This is a genomic window from Dactylosporangium sp. NPDC049140, from assembly GCF_040648435.1.
The window spans coordinates 113168-138254 of record NZ_JBEZDS010000011.1; the positions used below are offsets into that span (position 1 = coordinate 113168).

The 25087-nt window shown below is 73.9% G+C and carries 25 protein-coding genes and 1 pseudogene; 18 read left to right on the forward strand and 8 right to left on the reverse strand.

Translation table 11 applies throughout. From position 1 onward, the window contains the following. The 9 genes from AB0B76_RS20165 (at position 1) to AB0B76_RS20205 (ending at position 7431) form a co-directional block, all read left to right on the forward strand. Positions 1-759 (forward strand): SDR family oxidoreductase, encoded by a 759-nt coding sequence (locus AB0B76_RS20165; RefSeq protein WP_360377051.1) that lies wholly within the window; start codon positions 1-3, stop codon positions 757-759. A gap of 9 nt (positions 760-768) precedes the next feature. Further along, complete coding sequence (locus AB0B76_RS20170; protein ID WP_360377053.1) at positions 769-1194, forward strand: MaoC family dehydratase N-terminal domain-containing protein; 426 nt, start codon at positions 769-771, stop codon at positions 1192-1194. A gap of 85 nt (positions 1195-1279) precedes the next feature. Continuing rightward, complete coding sequence (locus AB0B76_RS20175; protein WP_360377055.1) at positions 1280-1654, forward strand: MaoC/PaaZ C-terminal domain-containing protein; 375 nt, start codon at positions 1280-1282, stop codon at positions 1652-1654. Beyond that, a complete protein-coding gene (locus AB0B76_RS20180) occupies positions 1651-2385 on the forward strand; it encodes an enoyl-CoA hydratase family protein (RefSeq protein ID WP_360377058.1) in 735 nt (244 codons plus the stop codon). The genes AB0B76_RS20175 and AB0B76_RS20180 overlap by 4 nt, the downstream gene beginning before the upstream one ends. Continuing rightward, on the forward strand, positions 2382-3521 hold the full coding sequence (locus tag AB0B76_RS20185) for an acyl-CoA dehydrogenase family protein (RefSeq protein ID WP_360377061.1): 1140 nt from the start codon (positions 2382-2384) through the stop codon (positions 3519-3521). The genes AB0B76_RS20180 and AB0B76_RS20185 overlap by 4 nt, the downstream gene beginning before the upstream one ends. Before the next feature lie 8 nt (positions 3522-3529). Beyond that, a complete protein-coding gene (locus AB0B76_RS20190; protein ID WP_360377064.1) occupies positions 3530-4408 on the forward strand; it encodes an acyl-CoA dehydrogenase family protein in 879 nt (292 codons plus the stop codon). Beyond that, a complete protein-coding gene (locus AB0B76_RS20195) occupies positions 4405-5244 on the forward strand; it encodes an enoyl-CoA hydratase (protein ID WP_360377066.1) in 840 nt (279 codons plus the stop codon). The genes AB0B76_RS20190 and AB0B76_RS20195 overlap by 4 nt, the downstream gene beginning before the upstream one ends. Then, positions 5241-5972, forward strand: a complete 732-nt coding sequence (locus tag AB0B76_RS20200) for an SDR family oxidoreductase (protein WP_360377069.1) — start codon at positions 5241-5243, stop codon at positions 5970-5972. Before AB0B76_RS20195 ends, AB0B76_RS20200 begins: the two co-directional genes overlap by 4 nt. Further along, positions 5965-7431 (forward strand): class I adenylate-forming enzyme family protein, encoded by a 1467-nt coding sequence (locus AB0B76_RS20205; RefSeq protein WP_360377071.1) that lies wholly within the window; start codon positions 5965-5967, stop codon positions 7429-7431. Before AB0B76_RS20200 ends, AB0B76_RS20205 begins: the two co-directional genes overlap by 8 nt. 3 nt (positions 7432-7434) lie before the next feature. Here AB0B76_RS20205 and AB0B76_RS20210 read toward each other — a convergent pair whose 3' ends face one another. Genes AB0B76_RS20210 through AB0B76_RS20220 form a run of 3 tightly spaced genes read right to left on the reverse strand, consistent with a single transcriptional unit; the run spans position 7435 to position 9191 of the window. Next, the gene (locus AB0B76_RS20210; protein ID WP_360377074.1) at positions 7435-8046 is read right to left on the reverse strand and encodes a hypothetical protein; all 612 of its coding nucleotides are present in this window, start codon (positions 8044-8046) and stop codon (positions 7435-7437) included. Further along, positions 8037-8519 (reverse strand): hypothetical protein, encoded by a 483-nt coding sequence (locus tag AB0B76_RS20215; protein ID WP_360377077.1) that lies wholly within the window; start codon positions 8517-8519, stop codon positions 8037-8039. Before AB0B76_RS20215 ends, AB0B76_RS20210 begins: the two co-directional genes overlap by 10 nt. Before the next feature lie 48 nt (positions 8520-8567). Continuing rightward, entirely contained in the window at positions 8568-9191 is a 624-nt protein-coding gene (locus AB0B76_RS20220) for a hypothetical protein (RefSeq protein ID WP_360377080.1), read from the reverse strand. A gap of 92 nt (positions 9192-9283) precedes the next feature. On the opposite strand from AB0B76_RS20220, the gene AB0B76_RS20225 reads away from it, so the two are divergent. Then, positions 9284-10906 (forward strand): class I adenylate-forming enzyme family protein, encoded by a 1623-nt coding sequence (locus AB0B76_RS20225; RefSeq protein WP_360377082.1) that lies wholly within the window; start codon positions 9284-9286, stop codon positions 10904-10906. A gap of 55 nt (positions 10907-10961) precedes the next feature. Here the strand turns inward: AB0B76_RS20225 and AB0B76_RS20230 are convergent, their stop codons facing one another. Further along, on the reverse strand, positions 10962-11420 hold the full coding sequence (locus AB0B76_RS20230) for a peroxiredoxin (protein ID WP_360377085.1): 459 nt from the start codon (positions 11418-11420) through the stop codon (positions 10962-10964). Between the two features lie 137 nt (positions 11421-11557). On the opposite strand from AB0B76_RS20230, the gene AB0B76_RS20235 reads away from it, so the two are divergent. Beyond that, complete coding sequence (locus AB0B76_RS20235) at positions 11558-12475, forward strand: aminoglycoside phosphotransferase family protein (protein WP_360377088.1); 918 nt, start codon at positions 11558-11560, stop codon at positions 12473-12475. Here the strand turns inward: AB0B76_RS20235 and AB0B76_RS20240 are convergent. Further along, positions 12458-13867 carry a class I adenylate-forming enzyme family protein gene (locus tag AB0B76_RS20240; protein ID WP_360377090.1) on the reverse strand — a complete coding sequence of 470 codons (1410 nt, stop codon included), beginning with the start codon at positions 13865-13867 and terminating at the stop codon, positions 12458-12460. The genes AB0B76_RS20235 and AB0B76_RS20240 overlap by 18 nt on opposite strands. An 88-nt stretch (positions 13868-13955) precedes the next feature. Next, on the reverse strand, positions 13956-15083 hold the full coding sequence (locus AB0B76_RS20245; RefSeq protein WP_360377093.1) for a zinc-binding dehydrogenase: 1128 nt from the start codon (positions 15081-15083) through the stop codon (positions 13956-13958). A 289-nt stretch (positions 15084-15372) separates the two neighbouring features. On the opposite strand from AB0B76_RS20245, the gene AB0B76_RS20250 reads away from it, so the two are divergent. The 6 genes from AB0B76_RS20250 to AB0B76_RS20275 all read left to right on the forward strand — a co-directional run bounded on the left by AB0B76_RS20250 (position 15373) and on the right by AB0B76_RS20275 (position 22026). After that, complete coding sequence (locus AB0B76_RS20250; protein ID WP_360377096.1) at positions 15373-15924, forward strand: 2-oxoacid:acceptor oxidoreductase family protein; 552 nt, start codon at positions 15373-15375, stop codon at positions 15922-15924. Beyond that, positions 15921-16979: a hypothetical protein gene (locus tag AB0B76_RS20255; protein WP_360377099.1), complete on the forward strand. Its 1059-nt coding sequence runs from the start codon at positions 15921-15923 to the stop codon at positions 16977-16979. The genes AB0B76_RS20250 and AB0B76_RS20255 overlap by 4 nt, the downstream gene beginning before the upstream one ends. Then, a complete protein-coding gene (locus tag AB0B76_RS20260) occupies positions 16976-17746 on the forward strand; it encodes a thiamine pyrophosphate-dependent enzyme (RefSeq protein WP_360377102.1) in 771 nt (256 codons plus the stop codon). The genes AB0B76_RS20255 and AB0B76_RS20260 overlap by 4 nt, the downstream gene beginning before the upstream one ends. After that, the gene (locus AB0B76_RS20265) at positions 17743-18495 is read left to right on the forward strand and encodes a GntR family transcriptional regulator (RefSeq protein ID WP_360377105.1); all 753 of its coding nucleotides are present in this window, start codon (positions 17743-17745) and stop codon (positions 18493-18495) included. The genes AB0B76_RS20260 and AB0B76_RS20265 overlap by 4 nt, the downstream gene beginning before the upstream one ends. Further along, positions 18492-18719, forward strand: a complete 228-nt coding sequence (locus AB0B76_RS20270) for a 4Fe-4S binding protein (protein ID WP_360377108.1) — start codon at positions 18492-18494, stop codon at positions 18717-18719. The genes AB0B76_RS20265 and AB0B76_RS20270 overlap by 4 nt, the downstream gene beginning before the upstream one ends. A gap of 475 nt (positions 18720-19194) precedes the next feature. Beyond that, complete coding sequence (locus AB0B76_RS20275; RefSeq protein WP_360377111.1) at positions 19195-22026, forward strand: FAD-linked oxidase C-terminal domain-containing protein; 2832 nt, start codon at positions 19195-19197, stop codon at positions 22024-22026. 286 nt (positions 22027-22312) lie between these two features. On the opposite strand, the pseudogene AB0B76_RS20280 reads toward AB0B76_RS20275, so the two are convergent. Further along, positions 22313-22876 (reverse strand): annotated as a pseudogene (locus AB0B76_RS20280) (SMI1/KNR4 family protein); the annotation flags it as partial. On the opposite strand from AB0B76_RS20280, the gene AB0B76_RS20285 reads away from it, so the two are divergent. Next, the gene (locus AB0B76_RS20285; RefSeq protein ID WP_360377114.1) at positions 22844-23332 is read left to right on the forward strand and encodes a GNAT family N-acetyltransferase; all 489 of its coding nucleotides are present in this window, start codon (positions 22844-22846) and stop codon (positions 23330-23332) included. The pseudogene AB0B76_RS20280 and the gene AB0B76_RS20285 sit on opposite strands and share 33 nt — an antisense overlap. Here the strand turns inward: AB0B76_RS20285 and AB0B76_RS20290 are convergent. Continuing rightward, entirely contained in the window at positions 23325-24656 is a 1332-nt protein-coding gene (locus AB0B76_RS20290) for an amylo-alpha-1,6-glucosidase (protein WP_360377117.1), read from the reverse strand. The two genes, AB0B76_RS20285 and AB0B76_RS20290, sit on opposite strands and share 8 nt — an antisense overlap. Between the last annotated feature and the right edge of the window lie 431 nt (positions 24657-25087).

Below are 25087 nucleotides of genomic sequence, written 5' to 3' on the forward strand. Positions count from 1 at the left end.
ATGGTGGAGAAAACCCCTGCCCACGGCCTGCTCGCCGGCCGCACGGTGCTCGTCACCGCCGCCGCCGGGACCGGCATCGGGTTCGCGACCGCGGAGCGTTGCGTGGAGGAAGGCGCCACCGTCGCGATCAGCGACCGGCACGAGCGGCGCCTCGCCGAGGCCGCCGAGCGCCTGGGTGCGGCCGCGTTCGCGGTCCCGTGTGACGTCACCGACGAGGCCCAGGTCCAGCGGCTCTTCGCCACCGTGACCGAGCGCCTCGGCGGCCTCGACGTGCTCGTGAACAACGCCGGGCTGGGCGGCACCGCGAACATCGTCGACATGACCGACGAGCAGTGGTCGGCGGTCCTCGACGTCACCCTCACCGGCACCTTCCGCTGCACCCGGGCGGCGCTGCGGCACATGATGCCGCGCGGCCGGGGCGTGGTGGTCAACAACGCCTCGGTCATCGGCTGGCGGGCCCAGGAGGGCCAGGCGCACTACGCCGCGGCCAAGGCCGGGGTCATGGCGCTCACCCGGGTGTCCGCCATCGAGGCGGCCAAGGCCGGGGTGCGGGTCAACGCCGTGGCGCCCAGCCTCGCGATGCACCCGCACCTGGCCAGGGTCACCACCGAGGAGCTGCTCGCGGAGCTGGCCGGGCGCGAGGCGTTCGGGCGGCCGGCCGAGCCGTGGGAGGTGGCCAACGTGATCGTCTTCCTGGCCAGTGACTACAGCACGTACATGACCGGCGAGGTCGTCTCGGTCAGCAGTCAGCATCCGTAGGGGTTTGCCATGGTTGACGACAGCGCCGCCGGACGCACCGGCGAGCCGTTCACCCTCGACATCGAGCGGGGCAAGATCCGCGAGTTCGCCCGGGCGACCCGCTCGGCCGACCCGTCCTATCTGGACACCGAGGACCCGGTCGTGCCGCCGACGTTCCTCACCACCGCGTTCTTCTGGCAGTCGGGCGCGGCCGACCCGTGGGCCACGGTCGCCATGGACCAGCAGCGGGGGCTGCACGCCGAGCAGGAGTTCGTGTTCCACGGGCCGCCGCCGCGCGCCGGCGACCGGCTCACCGGCGTGTCCCGGATCGAGTCGGTGACCCGCAAGGAGGGCCGCTCGGGGCCGCTCGCGTTCGCCGTCATGGTGACCGAGTTCCGCGACGAGACCGGCCGGCTCGTCGCCACCGCGAGGCTGACGGGGGTCGAGACCGCATGAGCGGTACGGAGCGAAGCGGAGTGGCCGCTCATCATAAGCTCAGTTGTCACTCATGCCGACGCCGGAGCGAAGCGGAGGTGGCGGCATGAGTGCGCTCGTGATCGGGCCGCTGACGCGCACGGACCTGGTGCGGTACCAGGGCGCGTCCGGCGACTTCAACCCGATCCACCACGACGAGACGTTCGCACGCGCGGCCGGGCTACCCGCCCCGCTGTCGCTGGGCATGCTCCAGGCCGGGTTCCTGGCCACCTGGGCCACCGACCGGTTCGGCGCCGAGAACGTGCGCGCGTTCCGGGTCCGCTTCGCCGCCCGGGTGTTCCCCGGCGACACGGTCACCTGCGACGGCACCGTCGCCGCCCGCCGCCCCGGCGAGCTCGACGTCGAGATGACCTGCACCAAACAGGACGGCACCGTCGCCGTGTACGGCTGGGCGACCTTCGCTACGGATGAGGAACGATGATTGAGTCCACAGTGGACGAGCGCGGCGTCGCCGAGATCGTCATGGACAACCCACCGGTGAACGCGCTGCCGGTCAAGGGCTGGTTCGACCTCGCCGCCGCGCTCGACGCGGCCGGCGCCGACCCGGCGGTGCGGGCCGTGGTGCTGCGCGCCGAGGGCCGCGGCTTCAACGCCGGCGTCGACATCAAGGAGCTGCAGGCGGCCCGGGACTTCGGCGCCCTCGTGCAGGTCAACAAGGGCTGCGCGGCCGCGTTCGCCGCCGTCTACGACTGCCCGGTGCCGGTCGTCGCGGCTGTGCAGGGCTTCTGCCTCGGCGGCGGCATCGGCCTGTGCGGCAACGCCGACATCATCGTCGCGTCCGAGGACGCCACGTTCGGGCTGCCCGAGGTCGACCGGGGCGCGCTCGGCGCCGCGACCCACCTGTCCCGGCTCGTCCCGCAGCACAAGATGCGCGCGATGATGTACACCTCCGCGACCGCGACCGCCGCCGAGCTGCACGCCTTCGGGTCGGTCCTGCGGGTCGTGCCGCGCGCCGGGCTGCGGGCCGCGGCCCTCGAGGTCGCCCACGACATCGCGGCCAAGGACCCCAACGTGATCCGGGCGGCCAAGGAGTCCCTCAACGGAATCGACCCGTGGGATCCGAAGCGCAGCTACCGGTACGAGCAGGGCTTCACCTTCGAGCTGAACCTCACGGGCGTCGCCGACCGGGTGCGGGACGAGTTCGGCCGATGACCGCGGTGGACCTGACGGACACGCCCGCCGAGGCGGCGTTGCGCGCCGAGGCCCGCGAGTGGCTGCGCGCGAACGTGCCCGCCGAGCCGCTGCCCTCCGGCGACACCCGCGCGGGCTTCGCCGCGCACCTGGAGTGGGAGCGGCGGCTGTTCGAGGCGCGCTGGTCGGTGGTGTCGTGGCCCGCCGCCTACGGGGGCCGCGACGCGTCGCTGTGGGAGTGGCTCGTCTTCGAGGAGGAGTACTACGCCGCCGGCGCCCCGCAGCGGGTCACCCAGAACGGCATCTTCCTGCTCGCCCCGACCCTGTTCGAGTTCGGCACCGACGAGCAGCGCGACACCCTGCTGCCGCGGATGGCCGCCGCGCGGGACCTGTGGGCCCAGGGCTGGTCCGAGCCCGGCGCCGGCAGCGACCTCGCCGCGATCGCCAGCCGGGCGGTGCGCGCCGACGGCGGCTGGCGGCTGACCGGGCAGAAGACGTGGACGACCCGCGGGGCGTTCTGCACGCACCTGTTCGGTCTGTTCCGCACCGACCCGGACGCGCCCCGCCACCGCGGCCTCACGTACTTCCTCGTCCCCCTCGACGCCGAGGGCGTGACGGTGCGCGGGTTCGGCCGGCTCGACGGCGACGAGGGCTTCGCCGAGGTGTTCCTCGACGACGTGTACATCCCCGACTCCGCCGTGCTCGGTGGCGTACACCAGGGCTGGAAGGTGGCGATGGCGACCACCGGCTCGGAGCGCGGCCTGACGCTGCGCTCCCCGGGCCGGTTCCTGCACGCCGCCGAGCGGCTCATCGCCCTGGCGGCCGCGCGCAAGGAGCGGCTGCGGCCGGCGACCCGGGAGCGGGTCACCCGGGCGTGGCTGCGCGCCCGCGCGTACCGCCACTTCACGCTGCACCAGGTCACCGGCCTGGTCGAGGGCCGCCCGCCCGGGGCCCGGGCCAGCCTCAACAAGCTCTACTGGTCGCAGCTGGACATCGACCTGCACGAGGTGGCGCTGGAGCTGCTGGGCGCGGAGGCGCTGCTCGACTCGCCCTGGACCCGCGGCTACCAGTTCTCCCTCGCCGGCCCGATCTACGCGGGCACAAACGAGATCCAGCGCAACATCGTCGCCGAGCGCGTGCTCGGCCTGCCCCGATAGGCCTGCCGATGCGATTCGCGCCCACTGACGAGCAGCTCGCCCTCGCCGACGCGGTCCGGGCGCCCCTGGCCGCCGGCGACTGGGACGCCCTTGTCGCGATGGATGTCTTCGCCGACCTCGGGCTCACCGCGACCGACTTCGTGGGGGTACTGGAGGCGGCCGGGTACGCGGCGATCGACGCGCCCTTCTCCGCGACGGCGTTCGTCGCCGGCCCGCTGCTGGCCGCGCTCGGCGATCCGCGGGGCACCGGCGGGTCCCGCATCGCGCTGGCCGGCCCGGGCGGCCTGACCCCGTTCGGGGCCAAGGCCGACTGGATCCTGCACCTGGACGGGGACGTCGCCCGGATCGGGGCGGCGGCCGGGGCCCCGGTGTCCACCGTGGACCCCCACCTCGACGCGGTCGTGTCCACCGGCGCCGACATCCTGACCGAGGACCCGGGGCTGGTCCGCGCCGCGCGGCGGCGGGCCGGGCTCGCGCTCGCGGCCGAGCTCGTCGGGCTGGGGCGGCGGATGCTCGACCTCACCGTCGCCTACGTCGGGCAGCGCCACCAGTTCGGCGCCCCCGTCGGCCGCTTCCAGGCCGTCAAGCACCACCTCGCCGACGCCCTGCTCGGCCTCGAGTTCGCCGCGCCCGAGGTGCTGGCCGCCGCCTGGGCCGTCGAGCACGACGTGGACGCGGACCGCGCGGTCGACGCCGCGGTCGTGCTCGCCGCCGAGGCCGCCCACGACGCCGGGCGGCATGCGGTGCAGTGCCACGGCGCGATCGGCTACACGGTCGAGTACGAGCTGCACCGGTACCTCAAACGCGCCTGGGCCCTGGAGTCCCTCGCCGACACCGGAACCCGCCTCGACCGCCTCGCCACATCCCTTTTGGAGGACGTCCAATGAGCGAAGACGTCGTTCTGTACCGCACCGAAGGCCCCGTCGCGGTGGTGACGATGCACCGGCCGCAGTACCGCAACGCCCAGAACTCGCAGATGACGTACGCGCTCGACGACGCCTTCTACCGCGCCGCCGCCGACGACGACGTCAAGGTGATCGTCCTGGCCGGCGCGGGCGAGCACTTCTCCGCCGGCCACGACATCGGCACCCCCGGCCGCGACGTCGACACCAGCTTCGACCGGCGTGCGGGCCTGTGGTGGGACCACGTCGGCAAGGAGGGCGCCGAGAGCCGGTACGCCCGCGAGTCCGAGGTCTACCTCGGCATGTGCCGCCGCTGGCGCGAGCTGCCGAAGCCCACCATCGCGATGGTGCAGGGCGCCTGCATCGCCGGCGGGCTCATGCTCGCCTGGTGCTGCGACCTCATTGTCGCCGCCGACAACGCGTTCTTCGCCGACCCGGTGGTGCGGATGGGCATCCCCGGCGTCGAGTACTTCGCGCACCCGTGGGTCATGGGCCCCCGCTACGCCAAGGAGTTCCTGTTCCTCGGCGAGCGCGTCCCGGCCGGGCGGGCCCTGGCGCTGGGCATGGTGAACCGCGTCGTGCCCCGGGCCGACCTGGAGTCGTCCACGATGGACATCGCGGCCCGCATCGCGGCCATGCCGCGGCTGGGACTGGCGCTGACGAAGAAGGCGGTGAACCAGGCCGAGGACCTCATGGGCCTGCGGGCCGGGATGGACTCGGTGTTCGGCCTGCACCACGTCGCCCACGCCCACAACGCCGAGGTCGGCCGCGACTCCCTGGCCGGGCACGACGCCCGCTCGATGCGCGACTCGTCCTCGTGAGCGCACACCGGTACGCCGGGAGCGTCGCCCTGGTCACCGGGGCCGCCTCCGGCATCGGCGCGGCGACCGTGCGGCGGCTGCTGCGGGAGGGGGCCCGGGTCGCGGCCCTCGACGTGGCCCCCGTCGCGCCGGCCGACGACGTGCTGCCGCTGGACTGCGACGTGCGCGACGAGGCCGCGGTCGCCGCGGCGGTCGCGGCCGCGGTGGCCTGGGGCGGCCGGCTCGACCTGGTGGCCAACGTCGCCGGGGTCGCCTCCTACCAGCACACGTCCGAGGTGACGCTTACCGAGTGGGAGCGCATCATCGGCATCAACCTCACCGGCACGTTCCTGGTCGCGCGGGCCGCGCTCGACGCCCTCGTCGCCGCGCGGGGCGCGATCGTCAACGTGGCCTCGCTCGCGGGGGTGCGCGGCTGGCGGTACAGCGCCGCCTATTCGGCCGCGAAGGGCGGGGTGGTGTCGCTGACCCGCTCCCTCGCGGTGGAGCTGGCGCCCTCGGGGGTCCGGGTCACGTGCGTGTGCCCCGGGTCCGTGGACACGCCGCTGCGGGCCGGGCTCGCGGCGGTACCGAACCCGCATCCCCGGCTCGCGGCGCTCGGCGGGGCGCTGGTCGACCCGCCGGTGGCCGATCCGGCGGAGGTCGCGGCGGCCATCGCGTACCTGGGCTCGGCCGAGGCGCGGTTCGCCACCGGAGCGGTGCTGCGCCTGGACGGGGGAGCCGGTGTCTGACTATTCCCGGGCGACGATCGCCGACTACGTGGCGCGCAACTCGGGGGTGGCCTTCCACGCCCCGGAGGGCACCTTCACCTGGGCCGAGTACGACGACCGGTCCTCCCGCCTGGCCCGGTCCTATGTGGACGCCGGCTTCGCACCGGGGGACCGGCTGGCGGTGCTGCTGACCGGCGGGGCGCTGACCCACGTCGCGTACCTGGCCGCGCAGAAGGCCGGCCTGGTCACGGTCGGCATCGGCCCGCGGGCGGGCGACGCGGAGATCCGCCACCTGCTGGAGAAGACCGGCGCCGCCCTGGCCACCCGCGTGGAGCACCGGGGCCGCCCGGGCGCGGACATCGCCGCGGCGTGCGGCGCTCACCGCCACATCGTCCTGGACCTCGACAAGCTGCCGGCCGAGGGGCTCCCGGGCCCCGGGCTCGGGCCCGACGACATCTTCTTCCTCAACTCCACCTCGGGCACGACGGGCCGGCCGAAGGTGGTCCGCCAGACGCTGAACAACCGCAAGTACTTCGGCCCGCTGGCCCACGCCGCGGCCCGGCTCGGCCCGGACGAGGTCTTCGCCAGCGTGCTGCCCGCCCCCTACGGCTTCGGCCTGTGGAGCGCCCACGTCGTGCCCGCGATGTACGGCTACCCGACCGTCCTGACCGCCGAGTTCGACGCGGACGAGACCCTGCGGCTGATCGAGCGGCACCGGGTGACGGTCCTGTGCGCGGTGACGGCCCAGTTCATCATGCTGCTGAACTCCCCGCGCTTCGCCGCGGCCGACCTGTCCTCGCTGCGCGTGATGTTCACCGGCGGCGAGCGGGTGCCGCTGGCCCGGGCCCGCGAGTTCGAGGAGCGCACCGGCGGCAAGGTGCTGCAGTTCTACGGCTCCAACGAGGCCGGACCGATCTCGGTGACCACGGTGGACGATCCGCCGGAGCGCCGCCTGACGACCGCGGGCCGCCCGATCCCGGCTATGCGCCTGGAGCTGGTCGGCGAGGGGCAGATCTCGGTCGCCGGGCCGGGATGCACCCCCGGGTACCTCGACGACGAAGCCGCCAACGCCGTCCTCTTCCGCCCCGACGGCCGTCTGCTCACCGGCGACGTCGGCACGATCGACGCCGACGGGTACCTCTCCATCACCGGCCGTATCGCCGACTTCATCATCCGCGGCGGCCACAACGTGAGCGCCCTCGTCGTGGAGGAGGCGGTCGCCGGGCACCCGGCGGTGGCGGCGGTCGCGGTCGTCGCCGCGCCCGACCCGGTGCTCGGCGAGCGGGCCTGCGCCTACGTCGTGACCCGCGGCCCGCTCACCCTGGACGACCTGCGCACCCACCTCGACGCGGGCGGGGTCGGCAAGCAGAACTGGCCCGAGCACCTCGTCGAACTGCCGGGACTGCCGCTCGGTACCGGTGGCAAGGTGGACAAGGCCGCCCTGCGCGCCGACGCCGCTCGCCGCTTCGCCGCGCCCTGACCCTCAGCGGCCGCCGTACCAGGTCATGTCGGGCACGGGGCCGAAGTCGAGCTCGCGCGCGACCCGGGCCAGGTCGACGCCCTGGCTGGTGGTGCTGAGCTGGACGTTGCGCCCGCCCAGGGCCTCGGCGAAGAGCGCCTGGCCGGCCCCGTCGAGCCAGGCCCGGCCGCCGGCCACGTCGACCGGCGTCGCGGTGGCGGTGTCGAAGTACGGCCGCACCCCCGGCCCGGCGTAGGCGGACAGCTGGGCGGCGCCGGCGTTGATGAGCACGCTCTGGGTCCACCGGAGATCCGCGGCGGAGAGGGTGTACATCCACGGGCCGCCCGCGAACAGCTCCGGCGTCCAGCCGGGGCGGGGGCCCACGGCGAACGTGCCCGGGTCCCGCCGCAGCGACCGCGCGACCCGGACGGCGACGTCACGGTCCCGCCCGGCGTCGCCGATGCCCACCGACACCGACAGCCGTGGGCCGTCGGCCGGCTGCCAGCCCAGCAGCACCCCGCCGTCGTCGGCGAACTCCTGCAGCTCGCCGGTCACCCCGCCGATGTCGACGCGTTCGGTGCGCGCCGCCTCCGAATGCGGGGCGTACGTGTCCGACCAGCCGCTCGTCAGCGACACGAACGGTGTCCGCAGCTCGTCCGGCCGCTGCGGGCGGGTCCAGATCCGCTCCGTCGAGACCGCCCGGGCCCCGTCGACGACGGTCCCCAGGGTGGTCGCGCCGAAGCCCGCCGGCAGCCATCCGCCCGCTGCCGGGCCGGCAGGGCCCTCACGAGCCGCACGAGCGCGTCGCGGTCGGCGCGCTGGTCGCTGCCGTCGGCGACGGGCGCCGGCACGTGCGTGGACTCCCTTCGCCGCCGGGCCAGGATCCGCCGGCGCGCGGAGACGAGCTCGTTGATCACCATCCGGCGCACGTAGGCCTCGGGCTCCTCCAGCGCCGCGATGCGCGACCACCGCGGCTGGGCCTTGAGCAGGACGTCCTGCAGCACGTCGGCGCCGGTGTCGGGGTCGCCGGCGAGCGCCGTCGCGTAGCGGCTCAGGGCCGGCAGCCGCGCGGCCAGGAACTCCTCGAAGGTGAGCGATTCGCCTCGCACATGACCTTCACGAAGCCGGGCCGCCGATTCGTTGCATCGGCGCCGGGTTCATCGGGCGACGCTGATCAGGGTCTGGGCCACCTGGCCGGCGCCGATCTCGTGGCCGTCGACGGTGGCGCGGACGTCGAAGAGGTACCGGCGGCCGCGCGTCTCGGCCAGAACCGCCGTCACGGTCACGGTCTGCCCGGTGCGGGCCGGGCCCGTGTGCCGCACGCCGATCCAGGTGCCGAGCGACGCCGTCGACGGGGCGAAGCGCGCGCGCAGGATGTCGGCCGCGGTGTCCTCCATGAACGCGATCATCGACGGGGTGCTCAGCACCGGCTCGGCGTCGGGCACGTGGTCCGTCGTCACGTCCTTCGTGACCGGGAACAGGCGCGTGTACGCCACCCCCGGCTCCGGGTGCGGGTCCAGCAGGGCGTGGGGCCTCGGCGTGCGGGCCGGGCCGCGGCGGATGCGCACGTCGGCGACGATCCGGCCGGCGGCGCCGATGCGCAGCGTGACCGTGTCCGTGCTCCGCGCCGTGACGTGCGCGCGCAGCGGGTCCGTGAGCGGGTCGCCGTGCCAGATGAGCTGCTCGACATGGCATTGATCCGGCAGCGGTACCGGTGGCAGTCCCGCCGTTACCACCAGATCCAGGGGTTCACCGATCGGGGCCAGCCAGATGTCGTCCACGCGCGCGCTCTCCCGCCTTGACACCGTCTCTCCGACCGACACAGAATGGCACAACCAAGCGCTTGTTTGGTAGATGCGAGAGGGGTCGGCTCGTGCACTTCCCACCCGGTACGGCTCCGGCGGCCGGCAGCGTTCACGAACGGTACGTCGCGGACCGGCTCGGAGATGTCGGGCGGTGGGGCGACAAGACGCTGCCGGACGTCGTGCGGCGGCACGCGGCCGGGAACCCCGGCGGCCTCGCGTTCATTGCCGGCGACGATCGGATGACGTGGCGCCAGTTCGACACGTGGTCGTCCGCCTTCGCGCTGCGGCTGGTGGATGCGGGCCTCGAGCGGGGCGCGCGCGTCGGGGTGCTGCTGCCCGACGGGGTGGCGGTGCACGTGGTGTACCTCGCGGCGATGAAGGCCGGCGTGGTCGTGGTCGCGATCGGGCCGCGGGCGGCGCGGCTGGAGGTGCGGCACCTGCTGACCGTGGGCGGCGCCTCGGCCTTGGTGAGCCTGGAGTCGCACCGCGGCGAACCGGTGGCCGGGCTGATCGACGGGCTCGGGATCGGGACGCACCTCGTCATCGACGACGTCTCGGCCGAGCCGGGCCGGGAGCTTCCCGGGCGGGAGCTGGGGCTCGGGGACATCCACCTGCTCAACTCGACGTCCGGGACGACCGGCATGCCGAAGTGCGTGGTGCACAACCAGAACCGCTGGTTCTACTACCACGAGCTCGCGCGGGAGTGCGGCGATCTCAACGGCGACGACGTGTTCCTCACGCTCATCCCGGCGCCGTACGGCTTCGCGCAGTGGACCGCCAACTTCACCCCGACGATACTGGGCGCCCCGACGGTCGTCATGCCGCGCTTCGGCGCCGACGAGGCGCTGCGGCTCATCGAGCGGGAGCGGGTGACCGTGGTGTGCTGCGTCAGCACCCAGTTCATCATGATGCTCAACTCGCCGGTGCTGGAGCAGGTGGACCTGTCGTCGCTGCGGTGCATGTTCACCGGGGGCGAGGCGGTGCCGTTCGAGCGGGCGGCGGAGTTCGAGCGGCGTACCGGCGCGAGGGTGCTGCAGTTCTTCGGCTCCAACGAGACCGGGGCGCTGTCGCGGACGTCGGTCACCGACACCGTCGAGCAGCGGCTGCGCACCGCCGGGAAGGTCATCGACGGGATGCGGGTCCGGCTCTTCGCCGAGGACGGGACCGACGTCACCGCGGCCGGCGGGCCGGGGCAGGCGGCGTGCGCGGGGCCGGCGACCTGTCTGGGGTACTTCAACGACCCCGAGGCCAACGAGCGGCTTTTCACCCCGGACGGCTGGATGCTGACCGGCGACATCTGCACCGTCGACGCCGACGGGTACCTGCGGGTGGTCGACCGCAAGTCCGACTTCATCATCCGCGGCGGGAAGAACATCTCGGCCGCGGCCGTCGAGGACCAGGTGGGCACGCATCCGGCGGTGGCCATGGTGGCGGCGGTCGCGGTGCCCGACCCGACGTTCGGCGAGCGGGTGTGCGCGTTCGTGGTGCTGCGGGCCGGGGCGGCCCTGGACCTCGACGACCTGCGCGGGCATCTCGACGCCCGCGGGGTGTCGCGCGAGAACTGGCCCGAGCGCCTGGAGATCGTCGACGACCTGCCGCGCGGGTCGGGCGGCAAGGTCGCCAAGTCCCAGCTGCGCGACCGCCTCCGCGGTCGCGCGGCACCGTCCGCCGTTCCCAACGGCGGACGGTGAGGCCACGGGAGTTACGGTCCGGACCGGCGACGGACGCCGCGGTAGCCCGGAGCTTCTAGGATTTCGTTCTGGCCCGCAGGGCCTCGAGGGCCTTGTCGGCGTGGGCGTCCATGCGGATCTCGCTGCGGACCACGGCCAGCACGCGGCGGTCGGTGTCGATGACGAATGTCGCGCGCTTGGTCGGGATCAGGCCGAACGCGCGCTTGACGCCGAACTGCTCGCGGACGGCGCCGGCCGGGTCGGCCAGCAGCGGGTAGCCGAGGCTGTGCTTGGCCGCGAACTGGGCCTGGCGCTCGACCTCGTCGCCGCTGATGCCGACCGGCTGGGCGCCCGCCTCGCGCAGCTCCGCGGCCGTGTCGCGGAAGTGGCAGGCCTCCTTGGTGCAGCCGGCGCTGAGCGCGGCGGGGTAGAAGAACAGCACGACCGGGCCCTGCTCCAGCAGCGTGCTGAGCCGGCGCGGACCGCCGGTCTCGTCGGGCAGCTCGAAGTCCTCGACCACGTCGCCGACCTGCATGGGGGCTCCTTCCCGCCGGATGTGTCGGGGCCAATCCTCCACGCCCGGCGCGCGGCCGCAAGTCCGGGGGTGGCCCGGAGCCCACGGCCGCGCGTCCGGCGTCACGGAACGTTATGGACACCGCCTACCATGGCCCGGTGACGATCGGACTCGACGCCGTGCGCTCGGCGCTGCTGGAGGCCTGCCCGGGACTCGTGGTCGCCGACGTGCGGCCGCTCGAGGCCGGGTACACCAGCCGCCAGTGGGTCGCCGAGACCGACGAGGGGCCGCTGCTGGCCAAGACGCCGGTCCGCAACCCCGATCCCGAGCACATGCGCCGCCTCATCGCCGCGACCCGCCACGCCGCCGACGGAGGCGTGCCGGTGGTGCGGTTCCGGGCCCTGCTGCCGTTCAGCTCGTTCGTCGGCGGGCCGCTGCTCGTGCAGGAGTTCCGGGCCGGCACGCCCGCGGACGGGGCCTGGGACGCGATGCCGGCCGAGGCCCGGCTGGCGTTCGCGGCCGAGCTCGGCACCGTGGTCGGCCGCATCCACGCGTGCACCGGCCCGCGGTTCGGTGACGTCCTCGGCCGCTCGTCGTACCCCGACGTGCGCACGTTCCTGCGCGCGCGGGTCGACGAGCAGCTGGCCAAGGCACCTGGTGTACTGCCGCCCGACCTTCTGGAGCGCACCGGAGCGGCCCTGCACCGGGCGATCTCGGCGGTACCGGTCGATGCCGCCCCGTCCCTCGTCCACGGCGACCTGTGGCGCCCGAACCTCCTGCTCCGCGACGGGCGGATCGAGTGCGTCCTCGACTTCGAGCACGGCCGCTGGGCCGACCGGTTCCTCGACTTCGGCAAGCTGGACGAGCACATCTTCGCCGCCTACCCCGAGGGCCGCCCGGCCTTCCTGGCCGCGTACCACGCGGTGCTGCCGCTCCCGGACGACTGGCCGGCCCGGGTCCGGCTCGGCCACGCCGTGCACAACCTGTCGACGGCGGTGTACTTCGCGCGCTGGAACCCGGAGTTCGTGCCGGAGTACGTGGCCGGCCTGGCCTCGTTCTCAGTCGCCGAGCACTAGCCCGCGCAGGCGCGTGCGCTGGATCTGGCCCGTCGCCGCGGTGCGCGGGATGGCGTCCACGATGGACACCCGCCGCGGCTGCTTGTACGACGCCAGGCGGCCGGCCACGTGCGCGCGGACGTCGGCCACCGCCGGCGGTTCGGCGCCGGGCGGCACGACGAGTACCGCGCAGACCACCTCGCCCCAGCGCGGGTCGGGCACGCCGACGACGGCCAGGTCCAGCACGCCCGGCAGGCCGCGCAGCGCGTGCTCGACCTCGGCCGGGCCCACCGACTCCCCGCCGGTGCGGATCACCTCGCGCGTGCGGCCGGTCAGGTAGAGGTACCCGTCCTCGTCGAGGCGGCCGACGTCGCCGGAGCGGTACACGCCGTCGAGGGGCCCGGCGCCCAGGTAGCCGTTCATGACCGCCGGGCCGCTCGTGCACACCTCGGCGTCGTCGCCGAGCCACAGCGCGTTCGGGGTCGCGGGCCGCCCGACGCTGCCGGGGCGGCGCTCGAGCTCCCAGTCGTGCAGGGCGGCCATGCGACCGGCCTCGGTCGAGCCGTACAGGATGGTGGTCGTCGTGCCCGGCAGTCGCGACTTGATGCGCGGCACGAGGTCGGCGGCGACGGCCGACGTGCCGGTGTCGGCGTGGTGCAGCGAACGCAGGTCGGCGCGGCGGTGCTCGGGGTCGAGCAGGCGCTCCCAGACGGCCGGGATGCAGTACAGCGCGGAGGGCCGGCGGCGCTCCACGACGTCGATCATGTCGGCGGCGTCGGCCCGGCGGACCAGGTGTACCGCGGTGCGGTGCTGCCAGGCCTCCATGACGTAGTGCCAGCCGCCGTAGTGGTACAGCGGGAACGTGCACACCACGCCGCCGTCGCCGCGCAGGCCGCTGGTGAACGTGCCGCCGCCCGGGGCCGCGCGCAGCCAGCTGGCCCGGTGGCTGACCAGGGCTCCCTTCGGCGCGCCGGTGCTGCCGCTGGTGAGGTACAGGATGTGCGCGTCCCGGTCGTCGAGCGGGACCCGCGCGAACCCGGGCGCGCCGCCGTCCAGCGTGGACGGTCGCAGCACGGCCGCGGAGAAGTCCACATCGGACAGCACGACCTTCGGGTCCACGTAGGACCGGATACGGTCGCGCTCCTCGCCGGGCAGGCCGGGGTTCATGGGCGCGAAGAGCGCCCCGAGCCGCGCGCAGGCGACGAACACCTCCACCGAGCGCAGCGTCGGCGTCACGCACCACAGCACCGTGTCGCCGCGGCCCACGCCCAGCCCGGCGAGCGCGTTGGCGGCGCGGTCGGCGCGCGCGTCGAGCTCGCGGAAGGTCAGCTCGTCGGCCCCGAGGGTGGCGGCCGTCGCACCCGGCACCGTCAGCGCCGCCGTGGTGACGATGTCGCCGATCAGCAGGCTCATGCCGCCACCTCCGCTTCGCTCCGGCGTCGGCCTGAGCCCGAACGGCTGCGCTTATTGATCACGGCCCCTCCGCTTCGCTCCGGACCGCTCATGCGAGGTCCACCTGGGCCGGCCCGAGAGCGCCGTACCGGTGTTTGTACCGCGTGATCTCCAAGGCCTCCGGCAGCGCCTCGATACCTTTGAGCCGGTGGCTGATCAGCCCCTGCAGCTCGACGTCGCCGCGGCGCACCAGGCGCAGCGCGTGCTCGAAGACGCTGCTGCCCGGCGCGTACCCGCCGGCGCCCGAGCGCGGGTGCAGCAGCGCGACCGACCGCTCGCGCAGCAGGGCGAGCGGGGCCGGGGCGTGGTTCGGCAGCACGGACACCATGACGATCGTGCCACCGCGCCGGACGCCGCGGGCCGCCTGCTCGAACTCGCCCGCGCACTCGAACACCACGTCGGCGCCGATGCCCTCGGTCGCCTCCAGCACCCGGGCGACCACGTCCTCGCGGGTCGCATCGAGCACGAGGTCGGCCCCGGCGTGCCGCGCGAGCTCGAGCTTGGCCGCACTGCGCCCGGTGACGATGATCTGTCCGGCGTTGCCGAGCCGTGCGACCTGCGTGTGCAGCACGCCCATGACCCCGGCGCCGATGACGAGCACGGTGTCGCCGGGCCGAACGGCCGCGACGGCGTGGCCGTGGATCGCGCCGGCCAGGGGCTGGACGGCCGCGGCCTGGGCCGCGGACACTCCGCCCGGGACGCGCACGACGGTCCGCGCGGGCACGACGACCCGCTCGGCGAAGGCGCCGGGTCCGGTGAATCCGAGGACACTCGGGCTTGGGCAGGCGTCGGGGCGGTCGCGGCGGCAGGCGGCGCATCTTCCGCAGGCGGCGGTCTCGACGGCTGTGACCAGGTCGCCGGGTTGGCACGATAAGTCGGGCGCTCCGCGCCGCGACTTATCGGATTTTTCGCCTGGCGGGGTATTTGTCGGAATCGGTGGGCCGGCGGCGCTGATCACGCCGGCGAACTCGTGGCCGCCGAAGCGGGTCGGGCCGGCGGCGAGGCGCGCGGCGAGGACGTTGTGCATGGCGATCGGCTCGCCGGCCAGCAGCATGCATTCGGTGACGCTCGGCTGGACGCAGGTCACGTCGATGACGACCTCGCCCGGGCCGGGCACGGGGTCGGGAACTTCCTCGACGGCCGCGTCGCCGAAGCCGTGCAGGACCAGTGCCAGCATTCGCGGCCTCCCTTGACGCTCGGATTAGATTTTGTATTCAATATTCAAACCGCGTCAAGGTCGGATCGCGGGCGGAGACGAGGGGGCCGCCCGGGATGGCAGAGATCGCGGGATGGCCGGTCCGGTGAGCAACGAAGACTGCGGCGCGTCGGGTGCGACCGGCAAGGGCGGCTGGAACGCGGCGCGCGAAACGGCGCGACCGGAACGGCCGGCCCGAGGCGGGGGCGCAAAAGGTGTGAACGGGCGCGCGACAAGGCGCGACCGGGCATGAGATCGAGAAGAGGCGCGCGTGGAGCGTGAAGTGCTCGTCACGGGCATCGGCGGCCAGGGCATCCAGCTGCTCGCCAAGACCCTGGCCCTCGCCGCCACCCGCGAGGGCCGGTACGCGATGCTCGCCGCCGACTACGGCGGCGAAATGCGCGGCGGCCCCTCCAAGGCCGGCGTCGTCATCGGCGACGCCCCGCTCAAGGCGCTGCCCATCCTCCCGTCGGCGTGGTCGGCCGTCTTCGCCCACCACCGGTACAGCGAGGGCGTCGAGGAACGGCTGCGCACCGGGGCGCTGGTCCTGGCGAACACGCCGCTGGTCGACCCGGAGGCGTTCCGCCCGGACCTGCGCGTGTTCGCCGTCGACGCCATGGCCACCGCGAAAGGCGTCGAGGCGCCGAACGCGTCGGGGTTCGTGCTGCTGGGGGCGTACAACGCGCTGACCGGCCTGGTCGCCGCCGCCGCGCTGGTGTCGGCGATGGAAGAGCTCTTGCCGCCGTACCGCCGACAGCACGCCGCGGCCAACGCCCGCGCGCTCGAGGCCGGCGCCCGGGCCCTGGAGGGGGTTGCCGCATGACGCTGGAACTGCTCGAAGGCTCCGCGGCCATCGCCGAGGCCGCGATCGTCGCGGGGTGCCGGTTCTTCGCCGGGTACCCCATGTCGCCCTTCACCGGTCTGCTGGAGCAGATGTCGCAGCGAATGCCCGCGGCCGGAGGTGTGTGCCTCAACGCCGAGAGCGAGATCGAGGGCGTCAACATGACCCTCGGCGCCGCCGCGGCCGGGGCGCGCGCGGCCACCGGGTCGTGCGGTCAGGGCATCGCGCTCATGCAGGAGGCGATCGCCGAGGCCGCCCTGAACGAGACCCCGTTCGTCGTGTTCAACCTGGCCCGCAACCAGCAGGACTACTTCCAGGCCACGCGGGGCGGCGGCTGGGGCGACTACCGGACCATCACCCTGGCGCCCAAGGACATCCCCGAGGCGGTCGAGCACACCCAGTTGCTCTTCCACCTCGCGGACAAGCATCGGGCGCCGGTTGTACTGTACGCAGACCCGCTCCTGGCCCAGACGCGCGTCGGTGTGGAGGTCGGGCGCCGCGACTTCGGGCCGCTGCCGCCGAAGGACTGGGCGCTCGACGGCACCGGCGGCGGCACCGGGCACAGCCGGCAGGTGTGGACGTGGGCGATGGGCAAGGCCACCGCGCCCGGGCCTGGGCCGGACGGGCACTGGCGCGCGATCGCCGAGAAGTTCGACCGCATCGGGGAGCTGGAAGCCCGCCACGAGCAGTCGCCGGAGCCCGGGGAGACGGTCGTCGTCTCGTTCGGCTCGGCCGCGAAGTTCGTCGAGCACGTCGTGGCCGAGCTGCGGCAGGACGGGTACGACATCGGGTGGTTCCGGCCCGTGACCCTCTGGCCGTTCCCCGGCGATGCCCTCGCCGCGGCGACCCGCACCGCCAAGCGCGTGCTGGTGTTCGAGCTCAACGGCGGGCAGATGCTCGACGACGTGCGCATCCACGCCCACGACCGCGGCGTGGTCCGGTTCATCGGCGGGGTCAGCATCGCCGAGTCGGGGCTGTCGTACGGCCCGCTGCTGGACGCCCCCGTGATCCGCCGCCGCATCCTGGAGGCCCTGTGACAATCGACACCACCCAACCGCCCGGTCACGGCGCGAAGCAGGTCGCCGACTTCAAGCCCAGCCTCATTCTCGGGGAGCACTCGCTGTGCCCCGGCTGCGGCGAGCCCGTCGCGCTGCGGATCCTTCTGGAGGTACTGCAGGAGCTCGACATCGTGCAGCGGACCATCGGCGTCGTGGGCCACGGCTGCTACGGCAGCTTCGTGCGCATCATGGACGTCGACGTGCTGCAGTGCCTGCACGGCCGTGCGCCCGCGTGCGCGACCGGCATCAAGCGCGTGCGTCCCGGCGTGGCCGTGTTCACGCTGCAGGGCGACGGCGACATGGCCAACGAGGGCCTGCAGGAGGTACTCCACGCCGCCGCGCGCGGCGAGAACATCACCTGCGTGATGCTCAACAACGGCGTCTTCGGCGACACCGGCGGCCAGCAGACCGCGACGACGGTCCTCGGCCAGCGCACGAAGACCAGCATCGAGGGCCGCGACCCGCTGACCCACGGCTACCCGATCCCGGTCGCCGACCTGGTCGCCGGGCTGCGCGGCGTCGGCTACGTCGCGCGGGGCGCGGTTTCGACGGCCGGTGCGGTACTGCAGACGAAACGCATGCTCCGAAAGGCTTTCGAAACCCAGCTCGCCGGCGGTGGCTTCTCGCTCGTGGAGATCCTCACCATGTGCCCGACCGGCTGGTTCGTCCCCACGGCCGAGGGCCCGTCGTATCAGCAGGACACGATGGAGCAGACGTACCGTCTCGGTGAAATCATCAAGCCGTGAAACTCGAACGGGCCAACACCAGCGAGGCCGTAGCCGCCTACGTGCTCGGCCGCCTCTTCGCCGGCGAGCTGAAGAGCGGGGAGCGCCTCGACCTCGACGCCATCGCCGAGGAGCTGGGCGTGAGCCGCGTACCGGTGCGCGAGGGCCTCATCCAGCTCGAGCGCGACGGGCTGGTCGAGCGCGCACACTACAAACGCGCGTTCGTGGCCGAGTTCGACGACGGCACGGTCCGGGAGGCGTTCCAGCTGTACGGCATGCTGAGCGCCCTGACCAACCGCCGCGTCGCCCGCCGGCGCGACCCGGAGGTCATCGAGGCGCTGGGCAAACTCGACGAGGCCCTGGCCGGCTGCGACGACCCGGACGAGTTCGAGTCCCTGGCGCGCGAGTTCCGCCGAGTCGTGAACGTAGCCGGCGGCGGCAACCACTTGAGGGCCTTGCTGCGCACCTTCTCGGGCCTGGTCCCGGTAGCGGCCCGCTTCGCCATCGACGACAACCTGGCCGACGAACGGGCAGCGCTGCACGCCGAGTACATGGCACTGCGGGGCGGCCGCCCGGTCGCGGCGGGGGAGGCGGCCCTGGCCCACATTCACCTGACCGCCGAGAACGCGATAGCCGCCCTACACCGCCGCGGCGTCTTCCCGGCCACAGACGATGGAGAGCACGGGACCGCACACGGGCCCGGCCGCGCGCACGAGCACGACGAGGGCTGGGACGACGTCGCGAACGTCGTGGAAGGGAGCGACCCGTGAACCGCACCACCCGAGGCACGCTCGTCATCGACACCGACAAATGCAAAGGCTGCGAGCTGTGCATCGCGGCGTGCCCACCCAACGTCCTGGCGATGTCGAGCGAGGTGAACGAGCTGGGTTACCGGTACCCACTGCTGCACGAGGGCTGCACCGGATGCACCGCCTGCCAGCTCGTCTGCCCGGACTACGTGTTCAGCGTCTACCGGTACACCGGCCAGAGCTGACGCCGCTAGGGCCAGGCCGGTCAGCGTCATCTGCGCCCGTCCGGGCCGTGCACCGCCAACCCGTGCGACCGTGCGCGCACGGTCACCGCCATACCCATCGCGCGGGCCGTGCCGTCCGGCGCCACGCCCTGTGCGACGACCCGGTGCTGACCCGTCTCCAGGCCCGCCGGAATCGTGACGGGCGCCGTGAAGTCGCCGATTGGCGTCGGTCGCCACCGTGCCGACCCGGATCGGGCTCGACCACACCGTGCCGGACCGGTGGCCGTCGCCGCTGCCGCGCTGTGGCTGCGGCGGGCGCGAGGCGGTGACGCGTTCAAGAATCGCCTAAAATTGGACGAAAGTCGCAACAGTCGCGAAGTAGGTGGTAGGTGGCCCCGTTCGGGTGGGCGTCTACGATTGCGGGGATCTCCAACGAGCGTTCCGGGGGCGGCGAAGAGGCCGAACGCGGTCCGGCTCACGAGCGAGTGGCAGGGACATGACGGCCGACATTGCTGATGATCTGGTGACTCGCCTCGGCCGGGCCGGGGTCGGCGACGTGCTCACCGATGCGGCCCACCGTTCCGCCTACGCCAGCGACGCCTCGCTGTACCGGGTCGTGCCGAAGGCCATCGTGCGGCCCCGCTCCGAGGAGGAGGTCGCGGCGACGCTGGAGGTGTGCCGGGCGCTGGGCGTGCCCATCACCGCCCGCGGCGCGGGTACCTCCGTCGCCGGCAACGCCATCGGCCGCGGCGTCGTGCTCGACTTCAGCCGGTACCTGGACAAGGTGCTCGCGGTCGACCCCGGCACCCGCACGGCGCGGGTCCAGGCCGGCGCCGTGCACGCCACCCTGCAGGCCGCGGCCCGCCCGCACGCGCTGCGCTTCGGGCCCGATCCGTCCACGCACACGCGGTGCACGATCGGCGGGATGATCGGGAACAACTCGTGCGGGGCGCGCACCCTCGGGTACGGCCGGACCTCGGACAACGTCGTCGGGCTGGACGCGCTCACGATCGACGGCGAGCGGCTGTCGACCGGGCGCGACGAGCGCGGCCGCCCCACCCTGGAGGGGGCCAAGGCGATCGCCGACACCCTTCAGGCCGTCGTGCAGGGCAATCTTGCCGTCGCGCGGACCGAGTTCGCCACGTTCCCGCGGCAGGTGTCCGGGTACGCCATCGAGCATCTGCTGCCCGAGCGCGGCTTCGACCTGACCGGGCTGCTCGTGGGCAGCGAGGGCACCCTGGCGGTGGTGACCGAGGCGACGGTACGGCTGGTGGCCGACCCCGCCCACCGGTTGCTCGTGGTGCTGGGGTACCCCGACTTCGGCTCGGCCGGTGACGCCGTGCCCGCGATCCTCGGCTTCACCCCGACCGCCTGCGAGGGCATCGACTCGCGCCTGGTCGAGGTCGTGCGCACCCGCCGCGGCGCGGACGCCGTGCCGCCGCTGCCGGGCGGGGCCTCGTGGCTGTTCGTGGAGATCGCCGGCGACGACCTCGACGAGTGCCGCGACCGTGCCCGCCGCCTGGCCGCCGGGGCCGGGGCCGTCGACGCGCTCGTGGTCGAGGACACCGCGCAGGCCGCGCCGCTGTGGCGGATCCGCGAGGACGGCGTCGGGCTGGCCGGGCGCGCCCCGTCCGGGCTTCCCGCCCACGCGGGCTGGGAGGACGCGGCCGTGCCGCCGGCGCGCATCGGCGACTACCTGCGCGACTTCGACGTGCTGGTGGAGCGGCACGGGCTCACCGCCATGCCGTACGGCCACCTCGCCGACGGCTGCATCCACGTCCGGCTCGACTTCCCGCTGGACCGGCCGGGCGGACCCGGGAAGTTCCGGGCGTTCCTGGAGGACGCGGCCGACCTGGTGGTCGGCTACGGCGGCTCGCTCTCCGGCGAGCACGGCGACGGCCGGGCGCGCAGCGAGCTGCTGCCCCGCATGTACTCGGCCGAGGCGATGGGCCTCTTCCGCGCGGTCAAGCACGCCTTCGACCCCGGGAACCTGCTCAACCCCGGCGTGCTCGTCGACCCCGATCCGGTCGACGCCGACGTGCGGGTCGCCGCCGCGCGCCCGGTCAAGCAGAAGCTCGCGTTTGGGTACCACTCGGACCACGGCGACTTCAACCAGGCCGTGCACCGCTGCACCGGCGTCGGCAAGTGCCGGGCCGACACCACCGCGCTCGGCGGCGTGATGTGCCCGTCGTTCCTGGCCACCCGTACCGAGAAGGACTCCACCCGCGGCCGGGCCCGCGTGCTGCAGGAGATGCTCGACGGCGACCTGGCCCCCGACTGGCGCGCCCCCGCCGTCCACGACGCCCTGGACCTGTGCCTGTCGTGCAAGGGCTGCGCGTCGGACTGCCCGACCGGCATCGACATGGCCGCCTACAAGGCCGAGGTACTGCACCAGAGCTACAAGGGCCGGGTCCGCCCGCGCTCGCACTACTCGCTGGGTCGCCTGCCCATGTGGTCGCGGCTGGCGTCCCGGCTGCCGCGCCTCGCCAATGCGCTCACGACGGCGCCCGGACTGCGCAACCTGGCGCTGTTCGCCGCCGGCGTCGACTCGCGCCGCTCGATTCCCGCCTTTGCGCGCCAGACGTTCCGGCGTTGGTACCGTGGCCGCGCCTTCGAGGGCAAGCCGGTCCTGCTGTTCGTGGACAGCTTCACCGACCACTTCGCCCCGGACATCGCGAAGGCCGCCGTCGAGGTGCTCACCGCCGCCGGCTACGCGCCCGAGCTGACCAGCGAGTCCACCTGCTGCGGCCTCACCTGGATCTCCACCGGCCAGCTCGACGCGGCCAAGCGCATCCTGGGCTCGACCGTCGCCAAGCTGACCGACGCCGTCGAGCGCGGCGTGCCGATCGTCGGCCTCGAACCCTCGTGCACCGGCGTGCTGCGCAGCGACCTCGTGGAACTGCTCGACACCGACGCCGCCCGGGCCGTCAGCGCCGCCACGGTCACCGTCGCCGAGCTGCTCGCCCGTACGCCCGGCTGGACCCCGCCCTCCCTCGAAGGCGTGCGGGTCGTGGCCCAGCCGCACTGCCACCACCACGCAGTCATGGGCTGGGAGGCCGACGCCAAGCTGCTCAAGGCGACCGGCGCGACCGTCACGCGGCTCGGCGGCTGCTGCGGCCTGGCCGGCAACTTCGGCGTCGAGCGCGGCCACTACGAGGTGTCGGTCCAGGTCGCCGAGCAGCAGCTGCTCCCGGCCCTCGACAAGGCCGAGCCCGGGGACGTCTTCCTGGCCGACGGCTTCTCGTGCCGTACGCAGGCCGCCGACCTGGCCGACAAGCCGGGCAAGCACCTCGTCGAACTGCTCGCCGACGCGCTGCGCAAGGGCTGACGTCGGCCAGCTCGGCGAGGTCGCGGGCCAGCCCGGGGGTGTAGAGGCCGGCGTCGCGGCCGAGCCAGAGCCCTTCCGGGTACCGCCAATGCAGGCAGCGTTGTTCGTCGACGTGCGGCCGGTAGCCGCCGGCGACCCGGTCGTGCACCAGCGCCCCGGCCACGTCGGCGAGCATCGCCGCGACGCCCGGCCAGGAAGCCCGGCCCTGACACGCGAAGACCTTGTCGTACTCCATGACGCAGCCACGCCGCTCCCCGTCGCGCAGGTCGACGAAGAGCTTCACCGCGCCGGTGTCGGCGGCGATGGGCAGGAACGACGGCTGCCAGATCGCGCTCGGCTCACCGGCGACCGCACTCGGCGGCCGCTCCTGGGGGAACTGCGCGGCGACCTCGAGCATCATGTTGCGGATGTCGAGGGCCATGGCCAGCGGGTACGGCCGGTGGAACGACGGGATCAGCGCCCCGCGCCACGGGTACGTCCACTCCATGCCGTCGGCCCGGCCGTACCACCGCCGCACGTCGTCCGGGAACGCCGTGCCGACTTCGCGCTCGGCCGCATCGAGCGCGTCCGGGCCCGCGGGCGGCTCGAGCGTCGCGGCCGTGCCAGGCGCGTGCTGCCGCCGCGTCCGGGCCCGCGGGCGGCTCGAGCGTCGCGGCCGTGCCAGGCGCGTGCTGCCGCAGCCACCCGAAGATCCGGTCGGCCGACGCATCGACGCTCTCCAGCACCGGCCCACGCTACCGCGGCGGTACTTCGCGCCGGACGCGGCCGGCGCTGTAATTGCGGTGACCACGGCGGGCGACGTCGGTAAGGTCGGGCCGTGCCCGAACTGGAGCGGCTGAACGCCGGTCATGCCCCGGCCGTCCTGGCCTTCGAGTCGGCGAACCGCGCCTACTTCGCGGCGTCGATCTCCGATCGCGGCGACGACTTCTTCGAGCAGTTCGCCGACCGGTACGCCGAGTCGCTGGCCGAGCAGGATGCCGGTGTCTGTGCGTACTACGTGCTCGTCGCCGAGGACGGCTCGGTACTCGGACGGTTCAATCTGTACAACATCGAAGCGCGGCGTGCGGATCTCGGGTACCGGGTCGCGCAGCACGTCGCCGGCCGTGGCGTGGCGACCGCGGCGGTCCGGGAGCTGTGCCGGCTGGCGGCGGCCCAGCACGGGCTGCGCACGCTGCGGGCGGGCACCTCGCACCCGAACGTCGCGTCGCAGAAGGTCCTGACCAAGAACGGGTTCGTCCCGGTCGGCCCGGCCGAACCCGGGGGCCAGCCCGGCACCTGGTACGAGTGCGACGTGTCGGCTACCTGAGCACCTCAACGCCCGGCGGTGCACTGTGGACGGTGACCGAGCCGTCGGCGGTGACTGACACGTCCAGTTCGGCGCCGGCGATGGTCAGGCCACTGACGCGGTAGGCGCCGACGGGGGACGGGGCCAGGGGGCGCAGCGCGATCCGGCCCGCGGGAATGTCCGGGTCGAGGCCGAGCAGCGCCGTCAGCAGCGCCGGCCCCGCGGCCGCCGACCACGCCTGGGGACGGCACGCGGCCGGGTACGCGGTGGCCGCTTCGTCCCCGCCGTACAACTCCGGCAGCCGGAACCCGAAGCGCTCGCCCGCGGCCAGCAGCGCCCGCACCAGCCGTGCGGCCTCGGCCGGGTGCCCGTCGCGGGCCAGCCCCAGCAGCGTGATCGCGGTGTCGTGCGGCCAGACCGAGCCGAGATGATAGGACAGCGGGTTGTACCCGGCGGAGGCCGGCGACACCGTGCGCAGCCCGAACGGCGAGGCGAGCGCCGCGACGTGCCCGGCGACCGTGCGGCTCTCGTCGGCGTTGAGCAGGCCCGTGCCGAGCAGGTGGCCCATGTTCGACGCGATGCTGTCCACCTGCGCGCCCGCGCCGTCCAGGGCGATCGCCGGGTAGCCGCCCGGGCACCAGAACGCCTTGCGGAAGCGCTCGGCCAGCTCGGCCGCCCACGCCCGCCAGCGTGCGGCGCCGGGGCGGCCGAACGCGTCGAGCAGGGCCGCGCCGTCCACGGCGGCCCGGTACGCGTATCCCTGGACCTCGCTCAGCGCCAGCGGACCTTCGGCGATGCGCCCGTCGGCGTGCTGGACGCCGTCGCCGGAGTCCTTCCAGCCGTGATTGGTCAGGCCTTTGCCGTTGGCCCGGTACGCGATGAAGCCCTCGTGCCCGCCCAGCCAGGCCAGGGCCCGCTCCACGTTCGGCAGTAGCGGTTCTACCTCGGCGGGTGGCAGCCCCCAGCGCCAAGCGTCGGCGAGCGTGCTCACCCAGAGCGCGGTCGCGTCGACGGTGCCGTAGTAGACGGGCGGCAGATGGTACGAGGCGTCAGGTGGCCTGACCTCATGCAGAATCTTGCCGGGCTCCTCGTCGGTGTCCGGATCGTGCCGCGCGCCCTGCCGTTGGGCCAGGGCACGCAGCGTGCCGGCCGCGACCGCCGGTCCGAGCGGCAACGCGAGGCGGGCCGCCCACAGCGAGTCACGGCCGAAGAGCGTCAGGTACCAGGGACTCCCCGCGGCGTAGTACACGTCGGACCCGTCGGTGTGGCGCAACGCCTCGAGGTCCTCGACCCCGGTGCGCACGAGCACGCCGAGACGCCGGTCATCGGCCGCGACGGCGAGCAAGGACACACCGTCGGAACGCCCAGTGGCAAGGCCACCTGACCACTCAGTGGCAAGGCCGTCCGGACGTTGAGCGGCATAGCCACCTGGGCGAGCGGTGGCGAGGCCGTCGGGCCGCCGCGGGGTGGCGGCGAGGCGGTCGGGCCGCGGGGTGGCGGCGAGGCGATCGGGAGGCTGAGTGGCTTGGCCACCTGGTCTCTCAGGGGCGGGGCTTTCGGGATGCTGAGTGGCAAGGCCGTCCGGATGCTGAGTGGTGGCTTGGCCACCTGGCCGGCTGGTGGCGAGGCCGCCCGGTCGGTCCGCGGCGAGGCTGTCGGGCCGCGTGGTGGCGAGGCGGTCGGGAGGCTGAGTGGCTTGGCCACCTGGTCTCTCAGGGGCGGGGCTTTCGGGATGCTGAGTGGCAAGGCCGTCCGGATGCTGAGTGGTGGCTTGGC

Bases quoted from the DNA above. Each gene is read 5' to 3' on its own strand.
- AB0B76_RS20165 (WP_360377051.1), top strand. From the start codon at position 1: ATGGTGGAGAAAACCCCTGCCCACGGCCTGCTCGCCGGCCGCACGGTG.
- AB0B76_RS20170 (WP_360377053.1), top strand. From the start codon at position 769: ATGGTTGACGACAGCGCCGCCGGACGCACCGGCGAGCCGTTCACCCTC.
- AB0B76_RS20175 (WP_360377055.1), top strand. From the start codon at position 1,280: ATGAGTGCGCTCGTGATCGGGCCGCTGACGCGCACGGACCTGGTGCGG.
- AB0B76_RS20180 (WP_360377058.1), top strand. From the start codon at position 1,651: ATGATTGAGTCCACAGTGGACGAGCGCGGCGTCGCCGAGATCGTCATG.
- AB0B76_RS20185 (WP_360377061.1), top strand. From the start codon at position 2,382: ATGACCGCGGTGGACCTGACGGACACGCCCGCCGAGGCGGCGTTGCGC.
- AB0B76_RS20190 (WP_360377064.1), top strand. From the start codon at position 3,530: ATGCGATTCGCGCCCACTGACGAGCAGCTCGCCCTCGCCGACGCGGTC.
- AB0B76_RS20195 (WP_360377066.1), top strand. From the start codon at position 4,405: ATGAGCGAAGACGTCGTTCTGTACCGCACCGAAGGCCCCGTCGCGGTG.
- AB0B76_RS20230 (WP_360377085.1), bottom strand. From the start codon at position 11,420: ATGCAGGTCGGCGACGTGGTCGAGGACTTCGAGCTGCCCGACGAGACC.
- AB0B76_RS20240 (WP_360377090.1), bottom strand. From the start codon at position 13,867: ATGAGCCTGCTGATCGGCGACATCGTCACCACGGCGGCGCTGACGGTG.
- AB0B76_RS20245 (WP_360377093.1), bottom strand. From the start codon at position 15,083: ATGCTGGCACTGGTCCTGCACGGCTTCGGCGACGCGGCCGTCGAGGAA.
- AB0B76_RS20255 (WP_360377099.1), top strand. From the start codon at position 15,921: ATGACGCTGGAACTGCTCGAAGGCTCCGCGGCCATCGCCGAGGCCGCG.
- AB0B76_RS20275 (WP_360377111.1), top strand. From the start codon at position 19,195: ATGACGGCCGACATTGCTGATGATCTGGTGACTCGCCTCGGCCGGGCC.